The 19,358-nt window shown below is 66.3% G+C and carries 23 protein-coding genes; 13 read left to right on the top strand and 10 right to left on the bottom strand.

Going from position 1 to position 19,358, the window contains the following annotated elements; translation table 11 throughout:
* Positions 1-66 precede the first annotated feature (66 nt).
* Complete coding sequence (locus tag ARTSIC4J27_RS18185; RefSeq protein ID WP_050056598.1) at positions 67-2,433, top strand: glycoside hydrolase family 65 protein; 2,367 nt, start codon at positions 67-69, stop codon at positions 2,431-2,433.
* Between the two features lie 15 nt (positions 2,434-2,448).
* On the opposite strand, the gene ARTSIC4J27_RS18180 is transcribed toward ARTSIC4J27_RS18185, so the two are convergent.
* A complete protein-coding gene (locus ARTSIC4J27_RS18180; protein WP_050056597.1) occupies positions 2,449-3,783 on the bottom strand; it encodes an MFS transporter in 1,335 nt (444 codons plus the stop codon).
* 156 nt (positions 3,784-3,939) lie between these two features.
* On the opposite strand from ARTSIC4J27_RS18180, the gene ARTSIC4J27_RS18175 reads away from it, so the two are divergent.
* Together ARTSIC4J27_RS18175 and ARTSIC4J27_RS18170 are read left to right on the top strand one after the other, a co-directional pair.
* Positions 3,940-4,746: a hypothetical protein gene (locus ARTSIC4J27_RS18175; protein ID WP_050056596.1), complete on the top strand. Its 807-nt coding sequence runs from the start codon at positions 3,940-3,942 to the stop codon at positions 4,744-4,746.
* Entirely contained in the window at positions 4,730-5,479 is a 750-nt protein-coding gene (locus ARTSIC4J27_RS18170) for a LamB/YcsF family protein (RefSeq protein ID WP_050056595.1), read from the top strand. The genes ARTSIC4J27_RS18175 and ARTSIC4J27_RS18170 overlap by 17 nt, the downstream gene beginning before the upstream one ends.
* 6 nt (positions 5,480-5,485) lie before the next feature.
* On the opposite strand, the gene ARTSIC4J27_RS18165 is transcribed toward ARTSIC4J27_RS18170, so the two are convergent.
* Positions 5,486-6,847: a DUF445 domain-containing protein gene (locus ARTSIC4J27_RS18165; protein ID WP_050056594.1), complete on the bottom strand. Its 1,362-nt coding sequence runs from the start codon at positions 6,845-6,847 to the stop codon at positions 5,486-5,488.
* 49 nt (positions 6,848-6,896) lie between these two features.
* Here ARTSIC4J27_RS18165 and ARTSIC4J27_RS18160 point away from each other — a divergent pair, with 49 nt between their 5' ends.
* The 6 genes from ARTSIC4J27_RS18160 (at position 6,897) to ARTSIC4J27_RS18135 (ending at position 11,303) form a co-directional block, all read left to right on the top strand.
* The gene (locus ARTSIC4J27_RS18160; RefSeq protein ID WP_050056593.1) at positions 6,897-7,796 is read left to right on the top strand and encodes a glycerophosphodiester phosphodiesterase; all 900 of its coding nucleotides are present in this window, start codon (positions 6,897-6,899) and stop codon (positions 7,794-7,796) included.
* A gap of 7 nt (positions 7,797-7,803) precedes the next feature.
* Entirely contained in the window at positions 7,804-9,276 is a 1,473-nt protein-coding gene (locus tag ARTSIC4J27_RS18155; RefSeq protein WP_050056592.1) for a CoA transferase, read from the top strand.
* A 40-nt stretch (positions 9,277-9,316) separates the two neighbouring features.
* On the top strand, positions 9,317-9,802 hold the full coding sequence (locus ARTSIC4J27_RS18150; RefSeq protein ID WP_050056591.1) for a DoxX family protein: 486 nt from the start codon (positions 9,317-9,319) through the stop codon (positions 9,800-9,802).
* Positions 9,799-10,620, top strand: a complete 822-nt coding sequence (locus ARTSIC4J27_RS18145) for an AzlC family ABC transporter permease (RefSeq protein WP_083435527.1) — start codon at positions 9,799-9,801, stop codon at positions 10,618-10,620. The genes ARTSIC4J27_RS18150 and ARTSIC4J27_RS18145 overlap by 4 nt, the downstream gene beginning before the upstream one ends.
* Positions 10,617-10,928 (top strand): AzlD domain-containing protein, encoded by a 312-nt coding sequence (locus tag ARTSIC4J27_RS18140; RefSeq protein WP_050056590.1) that lies wholly within the window; start codon positions 10,617-10,619, stop codon positions 10,926-10,928. Before ARTSIC4J27_RS18145 ends, ARTSIC4J27_RS18140 begins: the two co-directional genes overlap by 4 nt.
* A gap of 96 nt (positions 10,929-11,024) precedes the next feature.
* Positions 11,025-11,303, top strand: a complete 279-nt coding sequence (locus tag ARTSIC4J27_RS18135; protein WP_235436750.1) for a hypothetical protein — start codon at positions 11,025-11,027, stop codon at positions 11,301-11,303.
* Positions 11,304-11,372: 69 nt separating this feature from the next.
* Here the strand turns inward: ARTSIC4J27_RS18135 and ARTSIC4J27_RS18130 are convergent, their stop codons facing one another.
* Positions 11,373-11,612, bottom strand: coding sequence for a hypothetical protein (locus ARTSIC4J27_RS18130; RefSeq protein WP_050056588.1), 240 nt, complete (start codon positions 11,610-11,612; stop codon positions 11,373-11,375).
* A 214-nt stretch (positions 11,613-11,826) separates the two neighbouring features.
* Positions 11,827-12,456, bottom strand: a complete 630-nt coding sequence (locus ARTSIC4J27_RS18125; RefSeq protein ID WP_050056587.1) for a TetR/AcrR family transcriptional regulator — start codon at positions 12,454-12,456, stop codon at positions 11,827-11,829.
* Between the two features lie 120 nt (positions 12,457-12,576).
* Between ARTSIC4J27_RS18125 and ARTSIC4J27_RS18120 the strand changes: the two genes are divergently transcribed.
* The 3 genes from ARTSIC4J27_RS18120 to ARTSIC4J27_RS18110 all read left to right on the top strand — a co-directional run bounded on the left by ARTSIC4J27_RS18120 (position 12,577) and on the right by ARTSIC4J27_RS18110 (position 14,244).
* Positions 12,577-12,903, top strand: a complete 327-nt coding sequence (locus tag ARTSIC4J27_RS18120) for a thiamine-binding protein (protein WP_050056586.1) — start codon at positions 12,577-12,579, stop codon at positions 12,901-12,903.
* Between the two features lie 82 nt (positions 12,904-12,985).
* A complete protein-coding gene (locus tag ARTSIC4J27_RS18115) occupies positions 12,986-13,663 on the top strand; it encodes an O-methyltransferase (protein ID WP_050056585.1) in 678 nt (225 codons plus the stop codon).
* Between the two features lie 107 nt (positions 13,664-13,770).
* The gene (locus tag ARTSIC4J27_RS18110; RefSeq protein WP_050056584.1) at positions 13,771-14,244 is read left to right on the top strand and encodes a Dps family protein; all 474 of its coding nucleotides are present in this window, start codon (positions 13,771-13,773) and stop codon (positions 14,242-14,244) included.
* A gap of 124 nt (positions 14,245-14,368) precedes the next feature.
* On the opposite strand, the gene ARTSIC4J27_RS18105 is transcribed toward ARTSIC4J27_RS18110, so the two are convergent.
* The 6 genes from ARTSIC4J27_RS18105 to ARTSIC4J27_RS18080 all read right to left on the bottom strand — a co-directional run bounded on the left by ARTSIC4J27_RS18105 (position 14,369) and on the right by ARTSIC4J27_RS18080 (position 18,634).
* Entirely contained in the window at positions 14,369-14,545 is a 177-nt protein-coding gene (locus tag ARTSIC4J27_RS18105; protein ID WP_050056583.1) for a CsbD family protein, read from the bottom strand.
* 113 nt (positions 14,546-14,658) lie between these two features.
* Positions 14,659-14,916 carry a hypothetical protein gene (locus ARTSIC4J27_RS18100; RefSeq protein WP_050056582.1) on the bottom strand — a complete coding sequence of 86 codons (258 nt, stop codon included), beginning with the start codon at positions 14,914-14,916 and terminating at the stop codon, positions 14,659-14,661.
* Positions 14,917-15,269: 353 nt separating this feature from the next.
* Positions 15,270-16,454, bottom strand: coding sequence for a YihY/virulence factor BrkB family protein (locus ARTSIC4J27_RS18095; RefSeq protein WP_050056581.1), 1,185 nt, complete (start codon positions 16,452-16,454; stop codon positions 15,270-15,272).
* A 106-nt stretch (positions 16,455-16,560) separates the two neighbouring features.
* A complete protein-coding gene (locus ARTSIC4J27_RS18090; protein WP_050056580.1) occupies positions 16,561-17,223 on the bottom strand; it encodes a DUF3618 domain-containing protein in 663 nt (220 codons plus the stop codon).
* Positions 17,220-17,651: a phage holin family protein gene (locus ARTSIC4J27_RS18085; RefSeq protein ID WP_050056579.1), complete on the bottom strand. Its 432-nt coding sequence runs from the start codon at positions 17,649-17,651 to the stop codon at positions 17,220-17,222. Before ARTSIC4J27_RS18085 ends, ARTSIC4J27_RS18090 begins: the two co-directional genes overlap by 4 nt.
* On the bottom strand, positions 17,651-18,634 hold the full coding sequence (locus ARTSIC4J27_RS18080; RefSeq protein ID WP_050056578.1) for a hypothetical protein: 984 nt from the start codon (positions 18,632-18,634) through the stop codon (positions 17,651-17,653). The genes ARTSIC4J27_RS18085 and ARTSIC4J27_RS18080 overlap by 1 nt, the downstream gene beginning before the upstream one ends.
* Before the next feature lie 189 nt (positions 18,635-18,823).
* Between ARTSIC4J27_RS18080 and ARTSIC4J27_RS18075 the strand changes: the two genes are divergently transcribed.
* Positions 18,824-19,351 carry a hypothetical protein gene (locus tag ARTSIC4J27_RS18075; protein ID WP_235436749.1) on the top strand — a complete coding sequence of 176 codons (528 nt, stop codon included), beginning with the start codon at positions 18,824-18,826 and terminating at the stop codon, positions 19,349-19,351.
* Positions 19,352-19,358 lie beyond the last annotated feature (7 nt).

Here is a 19,358-nt window from a genome sequence, read left to right as displayed (position 1 = left end):
ACCCAAGCTGCCGCGCCCCCGGGCCAACGACAGCTGCCACAGCACCCGCCTAAGGACCCCAACACCATGGCTATCATCACCGCAGACCGCGAGCGGTTCCCCGACACCCCCTGGCAACTCGTCGAAACCCGCCACGAGCCGGGTATGGAAGGTGCACTGGAAACCCTCTTCGCCCTCGGCAACGGGCACCTGGGAATCCGCGGCGCCCACTGGGCGGCCGCCGACTCCGACCTTCCCGGCAGCTTCATCAACGGATTGCACGAGATCTGGGACATCAAGCACGCCGAAAACGCCTTCGGCTTTGCCCGCACCGGCCAGCGCATCCTGTACATCCCGGATGCCAACAACTTCACCGTGGTCATCGACGGCGAGTCCCTCAGCCTGGCCGAATCCGAGGTCCGGGACTACCGCCGCTCCGTTGACTTCGCCACCGGCGTCTATGAATGCCGCATCACCTGGCAGTGCCGCTCGGGGGCCGTCGTCACCACCACTGAACGCCGGGCCGTCGGGTTCGCCACCCGCGGAGCCCTCGGGATCTCGCTCGAGGTGGCCACGGACCGCGAGATCTCCGTGGATGTCACCTCCTCCGTGATCAACCGCCAGGACCAGCCGGTGGAGGACCACTCAGTCCATGACCCCCGCCGGGCAGGCCGGCACGCCGGACGCGTGCTGCTGCCGCTGCGCCTCGACGGCGGCGACGGCTCGCTCCGCCTCGCCTGGGAAGCCGCCGAATCCAAGCAGCGTGTGGGCGTTGCCGTGGACCACTGGACCTCGGCAGGCCACCAGCCGTTCGAAACCCTTGTGGACCAGGACGACAGCAGCGTCCGCTATGTGCTCGCCGTGAACGCGGACCAGCCGTTCCGGTTGGAGAAAAGCGTCAGCTACGCTGCCGGTGCCGCAATCCAGGACGCGTCCGTTGACGCGGCCGCGGTGGCCGAAGAGGGCCTGCGGCCGGTTGCTGATATCTTCGCCGAAAGTGTTGAGCACTACCGCGGGCACTGGGCCACCGCCGACATCGTGGTGGACGGCGGCCAGGCCGGGCTGCAGCAGGCCATCCGCTGGAACCTGTTCCAGCTGGCCCAGGCAACGGCCCGCGCCGACGTGGCCGGGATCCCGGCGAAGGGCGTGACGGGCTCGGGCTATGAGGGCCACTATTTCTGGGACCAGGAGGTCTACCTCCTGCCGTACCTGACCTACACCAACCCCGTGGGCGCCCGACGGGTCCTGGAGTTCCGCCACGCCATGCTCCCCGAAGCCAAGATCCGGGCCAAAGAACTGAGCGTGGAAGGCGCATTGTTCCCGTGGCGCACCATCAACGGGCTCGAAGCCAGCGCCTACTACGCAGCCGGGACAGCCCAGTTCCACATTGCCGCGGCCATCGCCTTCGCCACCAACCGGTTTGTGTGGGCCACCGGGGACGTTGGATTCCGCGATCACATCGGCGCCGAACTGCTGATCGAGACGGCCAGGATGTGGATATCGCTGGGCTTCTTCGGCAAAGACGGCATGTTCCACATCCACGGTGTGACAGGGCCGGACGAATACACGGCAGTGGTGAATGACAACCTCTACACGAACGTGATGGCCCGCTTTAATCTGCGGGCCGCCGCTGCCTTGGAGCACGCAGGGGTCACCCTTGAAGAGCGGCAGCTGTGGGAGGCGGCGGCGAGCCGGATGCACCTGCCGTTCGACAAGCGCATGCAGGTGTATTCGCAGGACAACGACTTTATGACCCTTGAGTCGTGGGACTGGAACACGCCCCGGTCCAAGTACCCCCTGCTCCTGCACTTCCACCCGCTGGTGATCTACCGCCACCAGGTCCTGAAGCAGGCGGACACTGTCCTGGCGATGTTCCTGCAGTGGCAGGATTTCACCGCAGAGGAAAAGCACCGGGCCTTCGACTTCTACGACCCGCTGACCACCGGAGACTCAACGCTTTCCGCGTGCGTGCAGGGCATCATGGCCGCCGAGGTGGGGTATTCCCGCGAAGCGCTGGAGCACTTCACCAACGCCGTGTTCATCGACCTGGACGACACGCACGGCAACACCATCGACGGCGTGCACATCGCTTCCACCGGCGGGGTGTGGAGCTCCCTGGTCTGCGGCTTCGCCGGCCTCCGGGACCAGGGCCCCGTCCCGTTCTTCGATCCCCGGCTGCCTGCCGGGTGGGACGGGCTCACCTTCCACCTCAAGATCCGCGGACGGCTGCTGCTGGTCCAGCTCGGTGCGGGCTCGATCACACTGACCATCAAGGAAGGCGTCGCACTCGAGGTGGACGTCCGCGGCCGGCAGCTCACCGTGGGTGGCGAGCCCGTGCAGGTGGCACTTGCACCCGTCCCTGAGCCGGAGTCCACTGTGTTCCCGAGCGGGCATCCGACGGCGAGCATTCCGATAGTGCATGCCAACAGCGACGTGCCGCGCCCGGCAGCCTAAGCCGCAGCGGTACAGCTAGCCGCCGACGGCCTGGTCTGTCGCTGCCTGGTCCCCGCCCGCCGTCGTCCGTTCTGCCGCGGGTGACCGGTCCAGGGGGTGGGCCAGCTCGTCGTTACGCATCCGTGCCACCATCATGGCGATGACCGCCATGATGGGGCAGACGCCTCCGGCCACCACGAAGATCAGCCAGATGGGCAGGACTTCGGCGGCCGGTCCGGCCAGGGCCATCGAGACCGGCATCAGGGCGAGCGACACAAAGAAGTCCAGGCTGGACACCCGGCCCAGGAGGTGGGGCGGAACGCGCCGCTGGAGCAGTGTTCCCCAGATGACCATGCCCACGCTGCCGGTGGCGCCGAAGATGAACAGCGCCGCCGCAATGGTCCAGAAGCTGTCCATGATCCCGACGGCGGCGAGCGGCAGGCTGCCGGCGCCCCAGCTCACCATCATCACGGTGAGGTAGCGCCGGGGAAGCCGCAGGGAGGCCGTGAGCAGCGAGCCCAGTGCGGCACCCACGCCCATCACGGCGAGCAGGAAGCCGAACATGCTGGAGTCGCCGCCCAGCTGGTCGCGGACCACAAACGGCAGCAGCACTTCGATGGGGCCGATCAGGAACAGCACGGAGATGCACGCCCAGATCAGGGTCCAGAGCAGCCACGGGGTCCGCAACGTATAGCTGACACCTTCCCGCAGGTCCTGGAAAAAGGATGATTTACTACCCGGGACGCCATGGCCTTCCGCGCCATTGACCGGCGCGGCCAGCGCATGCTGGCCCAGGAAGTTCAGCACGATGAAGGCAGAAAGGTGGCACAGGGCCACAGCCGTGACTGCGTGCGACGGCGACAAGGCTGCCACCACCACGCCCGCCACGGCAGGTCCGGCGGCCTGCTGGAGCACCGGCCGCATGGAGCCCTCCATACCGTTGGCGGCGAGCAGGTCCTCCGCCGGAAGGATGCGCGGCAGGATGGCCGAATAGGCGGGGAAGAAAAAGGCAGCCCCAACGCCCAGCACAAAGGCGCCTGCGGCGACATGCCAGAGCTGCAGCCAGCCGGCGAGGGCCAGCCCGCTGATCGCGGCGATGACGGCGAGGTTGGCGCCCTCCACCGCGATGATCAGGCGGCGCTGCGGAATCCGGTCGGCGGCGATGCCGCCGGCCAGGACGAAGGCCACCAGGCCCACACTGCCGGCAGCGGCCACCAGGGACAGCTCGAGCGGGCCGCCGCCGAGATGGATCACCTGGTAGACCATGGCGACGGCCCACATGCCGGAACCGAAAATGGAGATGGCCAGCGCCGAAATCAGTACCCGGTACTCACGGTGGACAAAGGGCCGCAAGGCTTTGGGAGCGGGCATAAGGTAAGTCTAGGGTTTGGCCGGATATCCCGGCACCCGGATTGCTCCCCCGGCTTGGCAGGCTGGGGCAGCGGGGGTGCCGTGGCCTAGTGTTAAGCAACCTTAGTATCAGGAGAGCCGCAACCAATGCGGCCGTCGAGACCAACAGAGGTGACCATGGCCAGGCGCAGCAACCCCGCAGTACGAATCGCAACCGAGACCGCCCACAACGCGGTGTTCGACGCCGACGGAAAGCCGAAGCCCGGCGTCCACAACGCGCTCCTGAAGGCGGTGGAGATCCAGCGCCCGCTGGTCCTGGCGTATATCCGCCGGCTCCAGAAAAAACACCCGCGCGCCACCGCCGCCCAGCTGGCAGACATCCTGGAGCGCGACTACCTGCGTGCCGTCACCGGAGGCGGCGCAATCGTGGGGGCAACCGCCGTCGTTCCCGGCGTTGGCACGGTGGCGTCCCTGGGACTGTCCGCTGCGGCGACGGTGGGGTTCCTGGAAGCCACTGCCCTCTATGCCACCTCCCTTGCGGAGCTGCACGGCATCCGGCTCACCAACCCGGAGAAGGCCAGCACCATGGTGATGGCCATCATGCTGGGCGAGGAAGGCACGGCCCTGCTCGGGACGCTCAGCGGCCAAGCCGCCGGCAACGGCATTGGCGCCTCCAGTGCGTGGGGCAACGTCCTGTCCAAATCCATGGCCGTGCCAGGCTTCGGCTCGGTCCGCAACCGCATCCAGAAAGCCTTCCTGAAGAACCTCCTCAAGCGCCAGGGGACTGCACTGTTCGGCCGGGCACTGCCGTTCGGCATCGGGGCAGTGGTGGGCGGAGCCGGTAACCTCATGATGGGGCGGGCAGTGGTGGGCAACGCGAAGGAAGCGTTTGGTCCCATGCCGGATACCATTCCCGGCGAGCTGAACGCCGCCGCACCGGACCACCTGACGCTGGAAGGCAACAACCTTGGATCTCAACGCTGACCTCGGCGAATCATTCGGCTCCTGGAGCATGGGGGACGACGCCGCGATGTTCCAGCTGGTCACCAGCGCCAACGTTGCCTGCGGGTTCCACGCCGGTGATCCCGTCACCATGCTGGACAGCTGCCGCGCCGCGTACGAGCTGGACGTAACTGTCGGTGCGCACGTGGGCTATCGCGATCTCGCCGGTTTCGGCCGCCGGTCCCTGGACATGTCCTTTGACGAGCTGTTCGGCGACGTCCTGTACCAGCTGGGCGCGCTCGACGGCGTGGCGCACGCCGTGGGTGCCTCGGTGGACTACGTGAAGCCGCACGGGGCGCTCTACAACCGGCTAGTCCATGACGCTGAGCAGGCCTCCGCAGTGGTGGCCGCCGTGAACTCCTACGATCCAGGCCTGCCCATCCTGGGCCTGCCCGGGTCTGAGCTGTTGAAGCAGGCGAAGGAAGCCGGGCACCCGGTCTTCATCGAAGCCTTTGTGGACCGCGCCTACCAGGCAGACGGGACGCTGGTGCCGCGGTCGCAGGAAGGTGCTGTCCTGCACGACGTCGACGCAATCGTTGAGCGGGCCGTGCGCCTGGCCACCAAGGGAGAAGTGGTGGCCCTGGACGGCAGCCTGGTCCAGGTGCAGCCGGACTCCCTGTGCATCCACGGCGACACCCCCGGTGCGGTGGGGATGGCCGCGGCCGTCCGTGCCGGGCTGGAGGCCGCCGGCGTGGAGCTGGAAGCATTCGCCTGACGGCACTCAACCGAAAATCAGGTGCGCCACCGTGAAGATCGCCAGGCCGGCCAGGGACCCCACCACGGTGCCGTTGATGCGGATGAACTGCAGGTCCTTGCCCACCTGGAGCTCGATCTTCTGCGAGGTTTCCTCGGCATCCCACCGGGCCACGGTATCGGTGATCACCCCGGCAATGTCCGAGCGGTAGGTCCGCACCAGGTAGCCCGCGGCGTCGCCGATCCAGGCGTTCACCTTACCCGCGAGTTCGGGGTCGTTGACGAGCCGTGAACCGAAGTCACGGACGGCGGCCTTGAACTTGATGGTCAGGTCGCTGTCCGGATCCTCCACGGCGCCGAGCAGGGCGTTCTTCACGGTGCCCCACGTGCGGGAGGCCAGTTCCCGGACTTCGGGATCGCCGAGGACCTGTGCCTTGATGTCCTCCGCGCGGGCGATCATCACCGGGTCGTGCTGCAGGTCCTGGGCAAGATCGTTCAGGTACTTATCGATGGACTGCCGGACCTGGTGGTTCGGATCGGACTGCACGGCCCGGACGAATTTGAGGAACTCGATGTAGACCTTGTCGCCCACCAGCCCGTCCACGAACTGTGGAACCCAGGTTGGCGAGCGCTCCGAGACGAGCCGGCTGACCGTCTCATGGTTTTCGCTGACCCAGTCGGCCGCCCGGTCCACCAGCAGGTCCACCAGCTTGTGATGGTGCCCGTCGTGGAAAATCCGCTCCGCCATCTTGCCCACCGGAGGTCCCCACGGCGGAGTGAGCAGGTGCTTGCGCACCATTCCCTCGATGACTGCCTGGACGTCGTCGTCGTTCAGGACCTTGAACAAGCCCCGGATAACGGCCGCGCCCTCCTTGGCCACCCGCTCGGCACCGGCCGGGGTGGCAAGCCACTCACCGGCCCGACGGGCGATGTTCACGCTGGCCAGCTTGTCCTGGACCACCTGCTCAGACAGGAAATTCGTCTCCACGAACTCACCCAGCGAGGCGCCGATCTGGTCCTTGCGGCGCGGAATGATCGCGGTGTGCGGGATCTTGATGCCCATGGGGTACTTGAACAGTGCGGTGACGGCGAACCAGTCGGCCAGCGCGCCCACCATGCCGCCCTCGGCGGCCGCCCGCACGTACTGGAGCCACGGATACTCTTTTTGCAGGGCGAAGGCGAACACAAAAACCACGGCCATGGCGATGAGCAGTCCCAGCGCCACAAGCTTCATTTTCCGCAGCGCTGCCGCCTTCTCAGCATCACCGGCAGTGAGCTGCTGGCGGACGACGGCGGCACGCGCCTTTGTGCGGTCCCGCCCGGGAGGAGCCCCGGACGATGCGGGCCTGGTGGGTGCTTGCCGGGTAGTTGGCTCAGAGTTCACCTGCATGTGCCAAGCCTAGCCCCGCAGTCCGGGCCGGGTCGGCTACCGTGGCTGCATGACTATCGAAGAGTCACTGCCGCAGCGGCCTTTGGTCTTTGCCCACCGCGGCTCGAGCGCTGCGTTCGCCGAACACACGCGGGCCGCCTATCTTCAGGCGCTGGCGGACGGCGCCGACGGTGTTGAGTGCGATGTCCACCTGACCCGGGACCAGCACGTCATCCTCCTGCATGATGCCAACCTGGACCGCACGTCCGACGGGACCGGGCCCGTGGCGGAGCGGACGCTGCGCGAGCTCCGTCGCCTGGACTTCTCATCGTGGAAGGGGGTCCGCATCCCCGAGATCTACGGTGCTCGTTCGGAGCAGTTTTTGACCCTTCCGGAACTGCTGGAGATCCTCCGCGGTGCGGGCAGGCCAGTGGGACTGGCGATTGAGCTGAAGCATCCCAGCCCCTACCAGCTCAAGCTGGAGGACCGGGTGATTGAGGTCCTGCGGGCCGAGGGCTGGAATGCGGCGGACTCTTCGGTGGATAACGTGTCGGTGACCTTCATGAGCTTCAGCCCGGAATCCGTCCGCCGGCTGCTCCGTTCCGTTCCGGCGCAATACGTCTGCCAGCTGGTGGATGACGTGGACGTGCGCGAACTCCGGGAAGAACTGGGCCTGGGGCTGATCACCGGGGGCGCGATCGCCAATGTGATGAAAGCTGCCCAGCTGGAAGGGGAACGGATCCTGGACGCCGGCGAAGCCGGATTGGCCGGTCCCGGCGTCGAATATGTCCGGCGGCATCCGGGCACCGTCCTGCGGTGGCTGGAGCGGGGCCGGCGCTTGCGGGTGTGGACAGTGGACAGCGACCAGGATGTGGCGCTGTGCCAGGGCCTGGGGATCCACGAGATCACCACCAACGTCCCCGCCCGCGTGTTGGGGCAGCTGCACATGGCCTCGCCGCAGGGAAGATAGGGACGGGATGGCGCAAGGCGCCGGCGGGGTTCCTCCGCTGTTCCGATACCTGGACCCGGTGTTCGCGGACGCGGGGCTGGTGTTGGATGGGGAGGCCGCGTCCTGGACCGGTCCCCGCCGCTGGTGGGGCGGGCCGCTGGATGTGGAAGGGCTGGCGCTGGGTTCCGTAGGGGCGGCGGCCGCAGCTTTGAACCTCCTGGCAGGAACGCCTGGCAGGTTCACCACCACGGCGTCGCTGGCCGCCGCAGCCTTCGACTCCTATGGCTACCTGCGGATTGACGGGCGGAAGATCCGGGGCTTCGCTCCGCTGTCCGGTTTCCGCCGCACCAGCGACGGGTGGATCCGGCTCCACACCAACTACCCGCACCATGAACAGCGGCTGATGCAGGCGCTGGACACCACCACGCCAGATGGGGTGGCCGCCGCCCTCGCCGCTATGACCTCGCTCGAAGCAGAAGCAGCGATCCAAGCCCGGGGCGGGGTGGCCGCGGCTGTCCGAAGCCGCCGGGAGTGGCTCACGTCCGGGATGGGCAGCGCGGCCGGCAGCGGGCCGTGGATCGACGTGAACCTCGCCTCCGGGCAACCATCGCGGCGCAGGCCCGTTCGGCCGTCCGGAGAAGATCCCCACCGTCCGCTGGCGGGGGTGCGGGTGCTGGACCTGACCCGCGTGATCGCAGGTCCGGTATCCACCAGGCTGCTGGGGGCACTCGGCGCCGGCGTCCTGAGGATTGATCCGCCACAGCTTCCCGAAATCACCGACCAGTTCGTGGACACCGGGTTCGGCAAGAGGAGCGCCGAGGCGGACCTTGCAGACCCGCGGAACCGCCACCTGCTGCAAGAGCTGCTGGCTGCCGCCGACGTTGTCATTAGCGGATACCGCCGCGGCTCGCTGGACCGCTTCGGACTGGAACCGGAAGCGCTGCTGGCATCGCGGCCGGAGCTGGTGGTGGTCACGCTGGACAGCTGGGGCAGCACGGGCCCGTGGAGCAGGCAGCGGGGCTTCGACAGCATTGTCCAGGCAGCCGCCGGCATTGCCGATCTTTACGCCATCGGGAACCACGACGGCGGGCGGCGGCCGGGTGCGCTCCCCGTGCAGGCATTGGACCATGCCACAGGATACGGCGCGGCGGCGGCAGCCATTGCCCTGCTCGCCAGGCGCCTGCACACGGGGGTGGGCGGATCGGCCCGGCTGTCCCTGGCCAGGACCGCCGAGGAACTCTTCTCCCTTCCGGCGGAGGGTTTCCCGCCGGTGCCTTCCGGCAGCCTTGCAGCTCCTGTCCGGCACACCGAAGCAGCTGCCCCCGGTTCCGCTGCCTCCGGCGTTCCGGAACCGCCATTGCCCGCACCCGGACTGCGGAGTATGGCCAGCAGCTACGGGGAGCTGCGCTATGTGGGGCCGCCCCTCCTGCTGGACGGCCAGCCGCTGGACTACAGCACCCCGCCGCCGCCCTATGGAAGTTCCCCGCTGGCCTGGACCTGACCGGTTCAAGGGCACGCCGGGCTTGTGATTGAGTGGAGGCATGCCTTTTCCCCGGTCCGGCCGGGCCCTCCAGGGCCTTTCCGCCGCAACCATGAGCGCCCTCCTGCTGGCCAGCGCCATGAAACACTTCCGCGACCCCCGGTTCTACCGCCATGTGGTGCCTGACTACCTCTGCCTGGAGGGCAGGGACAGCGGTTCGGAACCGGACCGCCGTCGGCCGTTCGCCGTGATGACCCGGGAGGAATGGATTGCCGTGAGCGGACTGCTGGAACTCGCCGCTGCCGCCGGCATCCTGGTCCCGCCGGCCCGCAGGGCGACCGCCACTGCCCTCACCGCCATGTTCGCCGTCTTTGTGGCCGGACACGTCGACGCCATCCGGCGGGCTTACGGCCCGGAAGGAACTCCGGCCCAACGCAAGGTGCATACGCTGCGCCTGCCGCTGCAGGCGCCCCTCATCCTGTGGGCGTGGAGCCTTCGAAAGCCTGCTCCGAAGCTTAGCGGGCACGCGCCGGGAGCCTGGGCGTGAAGCTCCTGCAGTCCCCTGCGGTTCGGGTGGGTCTGTCCATCAGTGTCGCCACGGGCTTATACGGAGTGTCGTTCGGCGCTTTGTCCGTGACGTCGGGACTGGACTTCTGGCAAACCATGGCGCTGAGCCTCCTGCTGTTCAGCGGCGGCTCACAGTTCGCGTTCATCGGCGTTGTGGGCGGGGGCGGCTCGGGCATCGCAGCCATGAGCGCTGCCACGCTGCTGGGCATGCGCAACGGGATCTATGGGATGCAGCTGAACGCGTTGCTGCACCCCACCGGCTGGCGCAGGTACGTCGCCGCGCAGGTGACCATCGACGAATCCACCGCCACCAGCACCGGCCAGACCGATCCCGCTGAGCAGCGCCGCGGCTTTTGGGCGGCTGGAATCGGCATCTACGTGCTGTGGAACCTGTTCACGGCGGTGGGGGCGCTTGCCGGCAGCGGGCTGGGCGACCCGAAACAGTGGGGACTGGACGGGGCGGCCGTGGCCGCTTTCCTGGCATTGCTCTGGCCCAGGCTCAAGGGCCGCGAACCGGTGGCCATCGCGGCGGTCTGCGCTGTTGCCACGGTCGTGGCGGTGCCGTTCGTTCCCGCCGGCGTGCCAATCCTGGTGGCGGCCGTCGTGGCGGCGGTGATCGGCTGGTACAGCCACGGCCGCAGCGACGAGGGCCTGGAGCCTGACGTTGATCCGTACCGGGAGCACCACCACGGCGCGGACCACCACGGCGCGGACCACCATGGACCGGATCGCCGGGGCCCGGAACGCCACGGTGACGGGCGGCGGCACGGCAACGGGGTCTCGGGGGCGGATACGTGAGCCTCTGGATCTGGCTGCTCATTGCATGTGCGTTGGCCTACGCCTGGAAGCTGGTGGGATATCTTGTCCCAGCCAAGCTCCTTGAAGACCCCCGCATGTCACGGGTCGCAGGAACCATGACCATTGGCCTGCTGGCATCGCTCACTGTTGTGAACACTGTGGCTTCCGGTCAGTCGCTGGCGGCGGATGCACGCCTTGGTGCGCTCGCGGCTGCAGCCATCGCGCTGGCGTTGCGGGCGCCGTTCCTGCTGGTGGTGGTGCTGGGTGCGGGAACTGCTGCCGTGCTGAGGATGCTCGGCTGGAATTGAAGAACTGCTGGTGGCGTGACACCGGTCACTGGCGCGGAGCCAGGGGAGTTGTACTATGAAAGCGGCTATGCAGTTGGCCGCGAACGTTTCGTATGAATGGCGACGATGGAAAATCAACTGCACGCGGCCGGGGAAAGACCCGGGCGGCCCGTCTTCCGCAAAAATGCGCGACGCCGCGCAGGCCTTCCGGCCAAACGTTTCTTCAGGCGTTTTGCCGGCTTGTCCGACGTCCCCGCTGAAGATCTCGAGGCGCTGTCAGAAAGCCTGAAAAGGACGATGGACCTCGACCCCGCCTCCCAGGTCCTGGCACTGCAGGCCCTGGTTCGCGAGGAGATCCGGGCGAGGGGACCGGCGGGCGGCACCTGGACCGGCTGACTGTGCGCCGGCCACTCCGCCCGGTGAGCAGGAAGGTGAGTCAGGCTGACCTGGGCGGCAACTCCCAGGTCACGCTACTCCGTGCGCAGCGCTTTCGCTTGCGTTTGAGCCCACCGGACTGGAACGGCGCAAGCTTTCTTCCACTGCCATCTCGTACCAGGCCTGTGCGCCGTACTCGGGCTCGGGGGTATCCAGGTTCTGGAAAAGGGCATCCAGCAGTTTTGCCAGTTCCTCGGCCGCCAGGGTGGGCAGAACTTCTTCCGGGCCGCGCGGATCGTTGATGTAGTGCAGAAGCCGGGAAGTGTTCATCACGGCTCGGCCGCCGGCCGGAGGTGCAGGAACTGGGGCATGGATGGCTCCATCTGAAAGAACAGAGAGGCTGGCTGCGTAACCCACTTGAAGTGTATTGCACCCGCTGAACGCCGACAATGGGGGAAACCGCAGCCCGTGCGAGGGAGAGATCCCCGCGGCCGCCAGGGTAGCCCGGGCCCGCTTCCGGCGTCTAAACCACCGGTAAAGTCTGTCAGGGAACCGGCGTCAGCGGAGCCGCAGGGACCGGTATATGGACGGGAAGCGGTCGGCTGGGCCTGACTGTCCTGATGGCATCCTCCACCAGCGCAAGGGGCCTGCGCCACGCATCAGATCCGGGTTCCATGGTGTCCACAACCCCGATAAGCATCGCCAGCAGCCGGAACATGTCCGTCATGGAAATATCCTCGCGCAGGCTTCCCTGGCCCTGCCCCCGCACCAGCAGCACACTGATCGATTCCATCAGTGAACCCGTAATGCCGGTGAGCAGTTCCCGGCGGCCGGCAACAGCCCCAAGGAGGTTGGCGTCGTCGCTGGCGGCAGCCATGAGGGCTTCCATGACCCGCAGCAGTCCGGCGGTGGCGTCGATATCGGCCAGGGCGCCGTCCACCACCGGGTCAACGGTGAGCCGGAGCTGCCGGTTAAGGGCTGCCAGGACCAGTTCCTCCTTGTCCGAAAAGTTCCGGAACAAGGTGGCGGGCCCCACGCCGGCCGTCGCTGCGATGGTCTGGAGGGGAACTTCCGGGCCGAACTCGCGGAAGCATTGGCGCGCCGCCGTGATGATCTTGTCCACGTTCCGCGCTGCGTCGGCGCGGAGGGGTTTGCGGGCGACTGCGAGGCTCATGCCAAAAGATTAGCAACGCAGGTCCTGCCGTTCACCGTTACTGAGGGGTAGGGGGTTTTGTGACGGCCCCAACGGTACGTTCGGCCTGCGCCCGCAGCCCTGCCATGGCACACTGGCCCTATGCTGCTTGCCTTTTCTGTTGCCCCCTCCGGTACCCCGGCTGAAGGTTCCCGGCCCGCGGACGCGTCCGTTCACGACGCCGTCGCGGCCGCCGTGAAAATCGTCAGGGAGTCAGGGCTCCCCAACACAACGGATTCCATGTTCACCACTATCGAAGGTGAATGGGACGAAGTTTTCGACGTCGTAAAGCGGGCAACCGAGGCGGTGGGCCGCTACGGCAGCCGGGTCTCGCTGGTGATCAAGGCGGACATCAGGCCCGGCTATTCCGGCGAGTTAACGGCCAAGGTGGAGCGGCTCGAAGAAGCTCTGGCCGGCGAAGGTTCATGACCGGCCACTGCAGCGGCCGGCGCTGATTTCCTGACGGGTTAATTGTCTGGACCCGCGGGAAGCCGCGTGCCAGACTGTGCCCATGTTTGAGCACAAGCCGCGGCCGGAGTGGGCCGCCACTGAAGAGTTCCTGTCCGACGTGGTGGTTCATCCGGATCCGGCCCTGGTCCGTGCGGTGCAATCCGCGGCTGAGGCCGGCATGCCGGCCATAGAGGTGGCGCCGAACGCCGGCAAGCTGCTGAAGCTCCTGGTGCAGTTGTCCGGGGCACGCCGGATCCTGGAAATCGGCACGCTGGCGGGGTTCAGCACCATCTGGATGGGGCAGGGCCTGCCCGACGACGGCACGCTGGTGACGTGTGAGTTCCTCCCCAAGCACGCGGAAGTAGCGTGGGCAAACATCGACTTCGCTGGGCTGGGACAGAAGGTGGAGATCCGGCTCGGGCCTGCCCTGGACACACTCGCCGCCTTGGCAGAGGAGGACCGGGAGCCCTTCGACTTCATCTTCATCGACGCCGACAAAGAGAACAACAGCCGCTACCTGGAGTGGGCGGTGCGCCTGGGCCGGCCCGGGGCCACGGTGGTCCTGGACAACACCATTTGGGAAGGCGCAGTCCTTGACCCGGACATGGACCCTGTCAACGCACCGGGAATCGTTGAGGCGCTGAAGCTGCTGGGCAGCCATCCCCGGCTCGACGCCACCGTCATCCAGACGGTGGGCTCCAAAGGCTGGGATGGATTCGCGTTGGCCCGGATAAAGTAGCTCGCTGCCCGGCGGTATTGGCACGGCCTCAACCAAACTGGTAAGTATGCTTACAGTAAGCATCCGGTTGATCCGCAGCCGGATATCAGCCGCAGTGGAGGAAAATGATGAAAGCGTCGCCCACCCTTGCCAGCAACCTGCAAATGGTGCTAACGGACCTCATCGAGTTGCATCTTCAGGGTAAGCAGGCCCACTGGAACCTGGTGGGGACCAATTTCCGTGACCTGCACCTGCAGTTGGACGAGATTATCGCCGCTGCCCGGCTCTTCGCGGACCAGGCGGCTGAGCGGATGCGGGCCCTGCACGCACTTCCGGACGGCCGCAGCAGCACCGTCTCATCCGGCAGCCGGCTGGAGGAGTTTCCGCAAGGGCTGGTCACCACGAAGGACACTGTCAAGATGATCACCGGGCGGCTGGAACGGACCGTCCAAACCATGCGGGACGTCCATGATGAGGTGGACGAGGAAGATCCCACCAGCGCCGACCTTTTGCACGCTGCCATCGAACGCCTGGAACAGCTGGCCTGGATGGTCAATGCTGAAACCATGGCGGCCACGGCGGCTGTCACCGAGCCTGCCTAGCCGGTATTTCGCTGAAGCTGGTGCGAAGCCGGGCCGGAAGAATGAATAAGGGGCTGCTGCGGAATTCCGCAGCAGCCCCTTATTCGTACGAGCCTGTTCGTTTTACCGGCATGGTCCCTGGAACCTAATCCTTCTTGAAGGCGTCCTTGATCTTTTCGCCAGCCTGTTTCAGGTCGGCCTTGGACTGGTCCATTTTGCCTTCGGCGCGCAGGCCTTCGTCATCCGTAGCAGCGCCTGTAGCCTCTTTGGCCTTGCCGCCCATCTTCTCCGCGGCATTGTCGATCTTGTCATCCAAACCCATGGTGATTCTCCCTTCGGCTGGTGGCCGGCGGACGGTAATGCGCCGGCCATGCTCTTATGCTAGCCAGCCAAAGTCAGCTTCAACAGGCTTGGCAAGGAACCCAGGATAAGAACTCAGACCAGGTCCGGGGCGCTGGCTACGATGTAGTCCGCGGCGGCGGGGCCCGTCATGGACAGGTTGTTGCTGTCCGGATTGATCCCGTGGGCGTGGAGTGCATCCCACAAGGCTTCCGGGGCCTGAAGCTGCTCTTTCTGGAGCAGGCACCAGCTGGTGTAGAGGCCATAGAGCTCGTCGCGGCGAAGGCCCAGTCCGGGCTCCCGGTCTGCGACGACTGCTTCAGCGATAAATTGTTCAAAATGGGTGGCGGGCATGTTCGCTCATTCAGGGTCGACCGTGATGCCGCCGTATCTGCTTCAGCGGCCCTGCGCGGCTTCTGGGATGCCGAGCAGAGTAAACATGAAACTATGGCAGGGCGGTTCACTTTGTCCAGTCGAGCTGTTAGTTCCGGAGATCGAGGGGGCCGACGGCGACTGGGGGGACTGGCCTCGGTCTCAGAAGAGGCCATCTCACCGCCGGCCCCGCCTTGTCCCGGACCACCTTGTTGACCCGGGAAGTTTCAACAGAACCTTTGCAACAATTTTCCCCCATCTTTCAGGTCCTGCCTAGCCCCCGGAGACGGCGCGCCGTGCCCGCCCTTCCGCCGCCCCCGGGTTCGCGCTGCTAACTACTCTTTGCCGGTACTGCGTTCGCGGAGCTTGTCCCGGACGCGGTCGCGGTGCCGCTCAGCGGACTGGCCGGAACGCTGGCCCCGGTCCGCGTTCTCACCGGAACCGTCGTCCCCGCCGTTTGCTGCACTGTACTTTTCGCGAAGTTCGCGCCCGTGCCGGATGTCCTCTTCCTCCTGCTTCTGCAGCTTCTCGCTTTTCTTGGTGTCCCGCGGCGGCAGCTGGATGGTCTCTTCCGCCTCGATGCCTGCCTGAAGCTGGCGGCCACGCTCCATCTCGGCGTCAAACTCCGCACCGAAGAGCAAGGACATGTTAAGGATCCACAGCCACAGCAGCATAACGATCACACCGCCCAGGGCGCCGTAGGTCTTGTTGTAGTTTCCGAAGTTGCCCACGTAGAAACCAAAGCCAACGGACGCGAGCAGGAAGACGAACAAGGCAATTCCTGATCCCATGCTCATCCACTTGAACTTGGGCTGCTTGACGTTGGGTGTGGCGTAGTAAAGCACGGCAATGATCACGATGATGAGCACCACCATCACGGGCCATTTGGCGATGTTCCAGATGGCGAGGAAGACACCGCTAAGGCCGATCAGCCCGCCCACTGCCTCCGCCACGGGGCCGCTCAGCACCAGCATGCCGGCCAGGACAGCGACGATGACGATCGCCAGGAGAGTGACTGCCAGCATGGTGCCGCGCAGCTTGACGAACGGGCGGCCTTCGTCCACCTCGTACACGCGGTTCATGGCCCGGCCGAAGGCACCGACGTAGCCGGAGGCGGACCAGAGAGCTGTGGCGAGGCCGATCACTAGCGTGAAGCCTGCTGCCGGCGCGTTGGCGAGATCCGAGACAACGCCCCCGACGGTGTCCACTGTCTCGGCGGGGACAAATCCCTGCACTATCTGGAGCAGGGCGTCTGTCGTCTTCTGCGGGTCTCCGAAAAGCCCGATCAGTGAAACCAGCGCCAGAATGGCCGGGAACAGGGACAAAACCCCGTAGTAGGTCAGGGCTGCAGCAAGGTCCGGGCAATCATCCTTGGTGAACTCCCGCAGGGTTTTCTTGAGGATGTATTTCCAGTTCGGCTTGTCCAGGTCCGGGGGGCTGTCCGGCTTCCGTGGGTCGTTGGGATCCGGTGCCTGCCCTGCCTTGGCAGTGCTGGTTTCGGATGAATCCTGAGTGGCCATGGGGTTGTCCTCTCGCTAAGGGTGCAAAAGCTGAGAGGCCGGCTCCGCGGGATGGCGGGGCCGGCCTGTCAGGATGATGCTCATGCCTTGGGTGCCGCGTCGGTGCTTACGTGTTCTGGACGTGGTCTTTGGCGTCGGTGGCGCGGTCTTTGACGTCGGTGGCGGCGTGTTGGCCTTCGGCTTTGACGTTCTGGGCTGCTTCGGTGGCGGTGGCTTTGACGTTTTCCATCGCTTCCTGGGCTGGTTCCTTGAGGTCCTGGACCATGTCCTTGGCGGCGTCGGTGACCTGGGTGGCCAGGGGTTCGGCGGCCGTCTTGAGCTGCTGGGCCGCTTCGCGTTCCTTCTGGCTGGCCGGGATCAGGGACGAGATGAGCATCCCGGCGCCGAACGCGATCAGCCCCGCGGCCAGGGGGTTGCCCTGGGTCTGGGTTTTGATCTGGTTCGGTGCGTGCGAGATCGCGGTGCCCGCGTCGGAGAGTTTGGCGCTGACGTTGTCCTTGGCCCCGTGCAGGGTCTCTCCGGTGCTGTGCAGGGCGTCGGTGGTGTGCCCTGCGCCCGAGTGGGCCCTGTCCTGGACCGAGGATGTTGCTGAGTCGGCTGCTCCCATGATTCGCTCCTTCACGCCGGTGACGGCGTCTTTGACCTTGTCGGTCTGGCGGTGGACGATGTTGGACGGGGTGACTTTGTCCGCGACCGCGTCGACGTTGGTGCCCAGGCGGGCGCGGGTGGCTTCTATGTCTGAACGGATTGCGTCCGGGTTATCGCTCATCGGTTTACCTCACCTGGTTTTAGGGTTGGGGGAATTTCAGAGAGTGTTTCGCCCGTCTGGGGCATGCCCTGGATCTGCTTGAGGTTCTTGCGGCCGATCGAGGCCAGGACCGCGGCGATGATGGCCCAGATCACGGCGACGATCACGGCGGCCCAGCCCAGCGGCATCAGCGCGCCCAGGGCGAACATCAGGGCCAGGGACAGGAATACCAGGACGAAGTGTCCGGCCACGCCGGCGCCGGCGAGCATTCCGCCGCCTTTGCCGGCCTTGGTGGCGGACTGTTTCAGTTCGGCCTTGGCAAGTTCCACTTCCTGGCGCATCAGGGTGGACAAGTCCCGGGTCACCTCGCCCAGGAGCTCACCCAGCGACGCGTTGTCCGCTTTCGCGTGCGCCTCACTCGGCGGCATCTCCGGAATCTGGCTACTCATCACAGGCCGCCAGACTGGCCGTCCCTGGAGCGGTCCCGGGTAAGGGGGTCGCCGGCCATGGGGTCATCGGCAAGGCTCCGGTTGCCCAGGGGATCCTCAGCCGTCCGGTTGCCGGACCAAGGTTCTTCTTCCACCAGGTCGGGGCTGCCCAAGGGACCGGCAGTGGACGCAGCCGTCGGGTAGGCGGTGCCGGGAGCCGTGTCATAGCCAGCCGTCGTGGTGGCCGGGCCAGGCATCTGGACCGGAGGCGGCGGGACTGTTCCGCCGGCGGGAGCGTAGCCTTCGCTGTACTGGTCGCCGTACGTGCTGCCGTACTGATCACCGTACGGGCTGGAATACTGGCCTGAGAGCCCCCTGCTGCCGGTGCCGGTCTGGCTTTCGGTTGCGCCGGCGGTGAGGCCGCGGGTGAGGCGGCCCGCCAGGACGCCCGCGCCTGCTGCGAGCAGGAGGAAGGTGCCGGGGCGGTTCCGGGCGAACCTCTGTACTTCGCCGAGCAAGTCGCCCGGCTGCCTGTTCTCCAGCCAGGAAGCCACGGACTCACTGCGCTGGGCGGCCTGCCGGATGAGGTCACTGGCCATGCCCTGCTGATCGGGAGCGCTTGCCATGCTGTGCAGCTGGCTGGACATGGTGCGGAGGCCTTCGGCGGCCTTCTGCTGCTGCGTGCCGGCCTGGCTGGTCAATCCTGACTTTGCCTGTGCCAGCAGATCCTGGGCGCTGTACTTCGCCTCGGCGGCGACGTTGGCGGCTTCTTCCTTTGCCGTCTGGGCCACGTTTTGCGCGGAGCCTGCCGCAGTCCGTGCCACATCTGCGGCTTCTTCCTTCGCTGCTTCCTTGCGGGACGTCCCGGAGGTGTTACCAGCGGGTACCTCGCCATATGGGGGAGTAGCGGTGGACGGGAATGGGGTGCTTCGCTCGCCCGGAATTCCTGTGGAGGCCGGCGGAGCCGTGTAAGCGGGGTCCTCGGGCCATTGGTTCTCTGTCATCTTCGCTCTCTCTTTCCAAGAAGGCCGGTTGTTGATCAAGAACCAGCGATACTGGCCGTAAAATAATAAGCATGATTACTAATAAAAGGTAAGTACCCTTGCTAAGCGAGTTCGTAACGGTTCCAAAAATTGTCAGCCGGAAGGGATCTTCGCCCGCCCGGACAATACAAGGTGAAAGTGGTGGATAGCGTGGAAACAGCTCCATGGGTTTGGGTCATAGTGGCCGTTGTTGTGGTGGTGTTGATTGTGCTGCTGCTCCTGGCAACGGGACGGCGCCGCAAGGCGATCCAGCAAAAGCGGGACGACGCACATCGCGAGCAGGCCGCCGAAATTCGCCGGGAGGCTGAAAACCGGGAACTCGATGCCCGCGAGCGTGAGGCCAAGGCGGCACGCGCCCGGGCAGACGCCGAGCAGGCCCAGGTTGAGGCGGCGCGGCTGCGCCAGCACGCGGACCAGGAGGCAACCGAGGCGAAGTCGCTCCGTGATGACGTGAGTGAAAGGGCGCGGAAGGCTGACGAACTCGACCCCGATGTTAAGGCGGACCGCGACGGCGACGGCCGGAATACCGGCCATGCTAATGCGGCACGCGACGCTGCTGAGGCAGCCCGCGGAGCGGGTGCCCGGGACGCCGCCCGCGATGATCGCCGCGGCGATGGTGCCAATCCCGGCCAGGGCGGTTCCCACGTGGATCGTGATAATCCGCATTCCGGTATCTAGGCAGTAG

The sequence above is a fragment of the Pseudarthrobacter siccitolerans genome (genome assembly GCF_001046895.1).
GTDB classification, from domain to species: Bacteria; Actinomycetota; Actinomycetes; order Actinomycetales; family Micrococcaceae; genus Arthrobacter; species Arthrobacter siccitolerans.
This window is presented reverse-complemented; position numbering and strand designations above follow the sequence as displayed.

What these genes read in the sequence shown, in the direction of transcription:
- ARTSIC4J27_RS18095 (WP_050056581.1), bottom strand. Translation starts at nt 16,454, where the DNA reads ATGGCCACTCAGGATTCATCCGAAACCAGCACTGCCAAGGCAGGGCAG.
- ARTSIC4J27_RS18105 (WP_050056583.1), bottom strand. Translation starts at nt 14,545, where the DNA reads ATGGGTTTGGATGACAAGATCGACAATGCCGCGGAGAAGATGGGCGGC.
- ARTSIC4J27_RS18090 (WP_050056580.1), bottom strand. Translation starts at nt 17,223, where the DNA reads ATGAGCGATAACCCGGACGCAATCCGTTCAGACATAGAAGCCACCCGC.
- ARTSIC4J27_RS18165 (WP_050056594.1), bottom strand. Translation starts at nt 6,847, where the DNA reads ATGCAGGTGAACTCTGAGCCAACTACCCGGCAAGCACCCACCAGGCCC.
- ARTSIC4J27_RS18100 (WP_050056582.1), bottom strand. Translation starts at nt 14,916, where the DNA reads ATGCCCGCCACCCATTTTGAACAATTTATCGCTGAAGCAGTCGTCGCA.
- ARTSIC4J27_RS18135 (WP_235436750.1), top strand. Translation starts at nt 11,025, where the DNA reads ATGGCGACGATGGAAAATCAACTGCACGCGGCCGGGGAAAGACCCGGG.
- ARTSIC4J27_RS18120 (WP_050056586.1), top strand. Translation starts at nt 12,577, where the DNA reads ATGCTGCTTGCCTTTTCTGTTGCCCCCTCCGGTACCCCGGCTGAAGGT.
- ARTSIC4J27_RS18180 (WP_050056597.1), bottom strand. Translation starts at nt 3,783, where the DNA reads ATGCCCGCTCCCAAAGCCTTGCGGCCCTTTGTCCACCGTGAGTACCGG.
- ARTSIC4J27_RS18115 (WP_050056585.1), top strand. Translation starts at nt 12,986, where the DNA reads ATGTTTGAGCACAAGCCGCGGCCGGAGTGGGCCGCCACTGAAGAGTTC.
- ARTSIC4J27_RS18110 (WP_050056584.1), top strand. Translation starts at nt 13,771, where the DNA reads ATGAAAGCGTCGCCCACCCTTGCCAGCAACCTGCAAATGGTGCTAACG.
- ARTSIC4J27_RS18160 (WP_050056593.1), top strand. Translation starts at nt 6,897, where the DNA reads ATGACTATCGAAGAGTCACTGCCGCAGCGGCCTTTGGTCTTTGCCCAC.
- ARTSIC4J27_RS18175 (WP_050056596.1), top strand. Translation starts at nt 3,940, where the DNA reads ATGGCCAGGCGCAGCAACCCCGCAGTACGAATCGCAACCGAGACCGCC.
- ARTSIC4J27_RS18130 (WP_050056588.1), bottom strand. Translation starts at nt 11,612, where the DNA reads ATGAACACTTCCCGGCTTCTGCACTACATCAACGATCCGCGCGGCCCG.
- ARTSIC4J27_RS18150 (WP_050056591.1), top strand. Translation starts at nt 9,317, where the DNA reads ATGCCTTTTCCCCGGTCCGGCCGGGCCCTCCAGGGCCTTTCCGCCGCA.
- ARTSIC4J27_RS18155 (WP_050056592.1), top strand. Translation starts at nt 7,804, where the DNA reads ATGGCGCAAGGCGCCGGCGGGGTTCCTCCGCTGTTCCGATACCTGGAC.
- ARTSIC4J27_RS18125 (WP_050056587.1), bottom strand. Translation starts at nt 12,456, where the DNA reads ATGAGCCTCGCAGTCGCCCGCAAACCCCTCCGCGCCGACGCAGCGCGG.
- ARTSIC4J27_RS18080 (WP_050056578.1), bottom strand. Translation starts at nt 18,634, where the DNA reads ATGACAGAGAACCAATGGCCCGAGGACCCCGCTTACACGGCTCCGCCG.
- ARTSIC4J27_RS18185 (WP_050056598.1), top strand. Translation starts at nt 67, where the DNA reads ATGGCTATCATCACCGCAGACCGCGAGCGGTTCCCCGACACCCCCTGG.
- ARTSIC4J27_RS18085 (WP_050056579.1), bottom strand. Translation starts at nt 17,651, where the DNA reads ATGAGTAGCCAGATTCCGGAGATGCCGCCGAGTGAGGCGCACGCGAAA.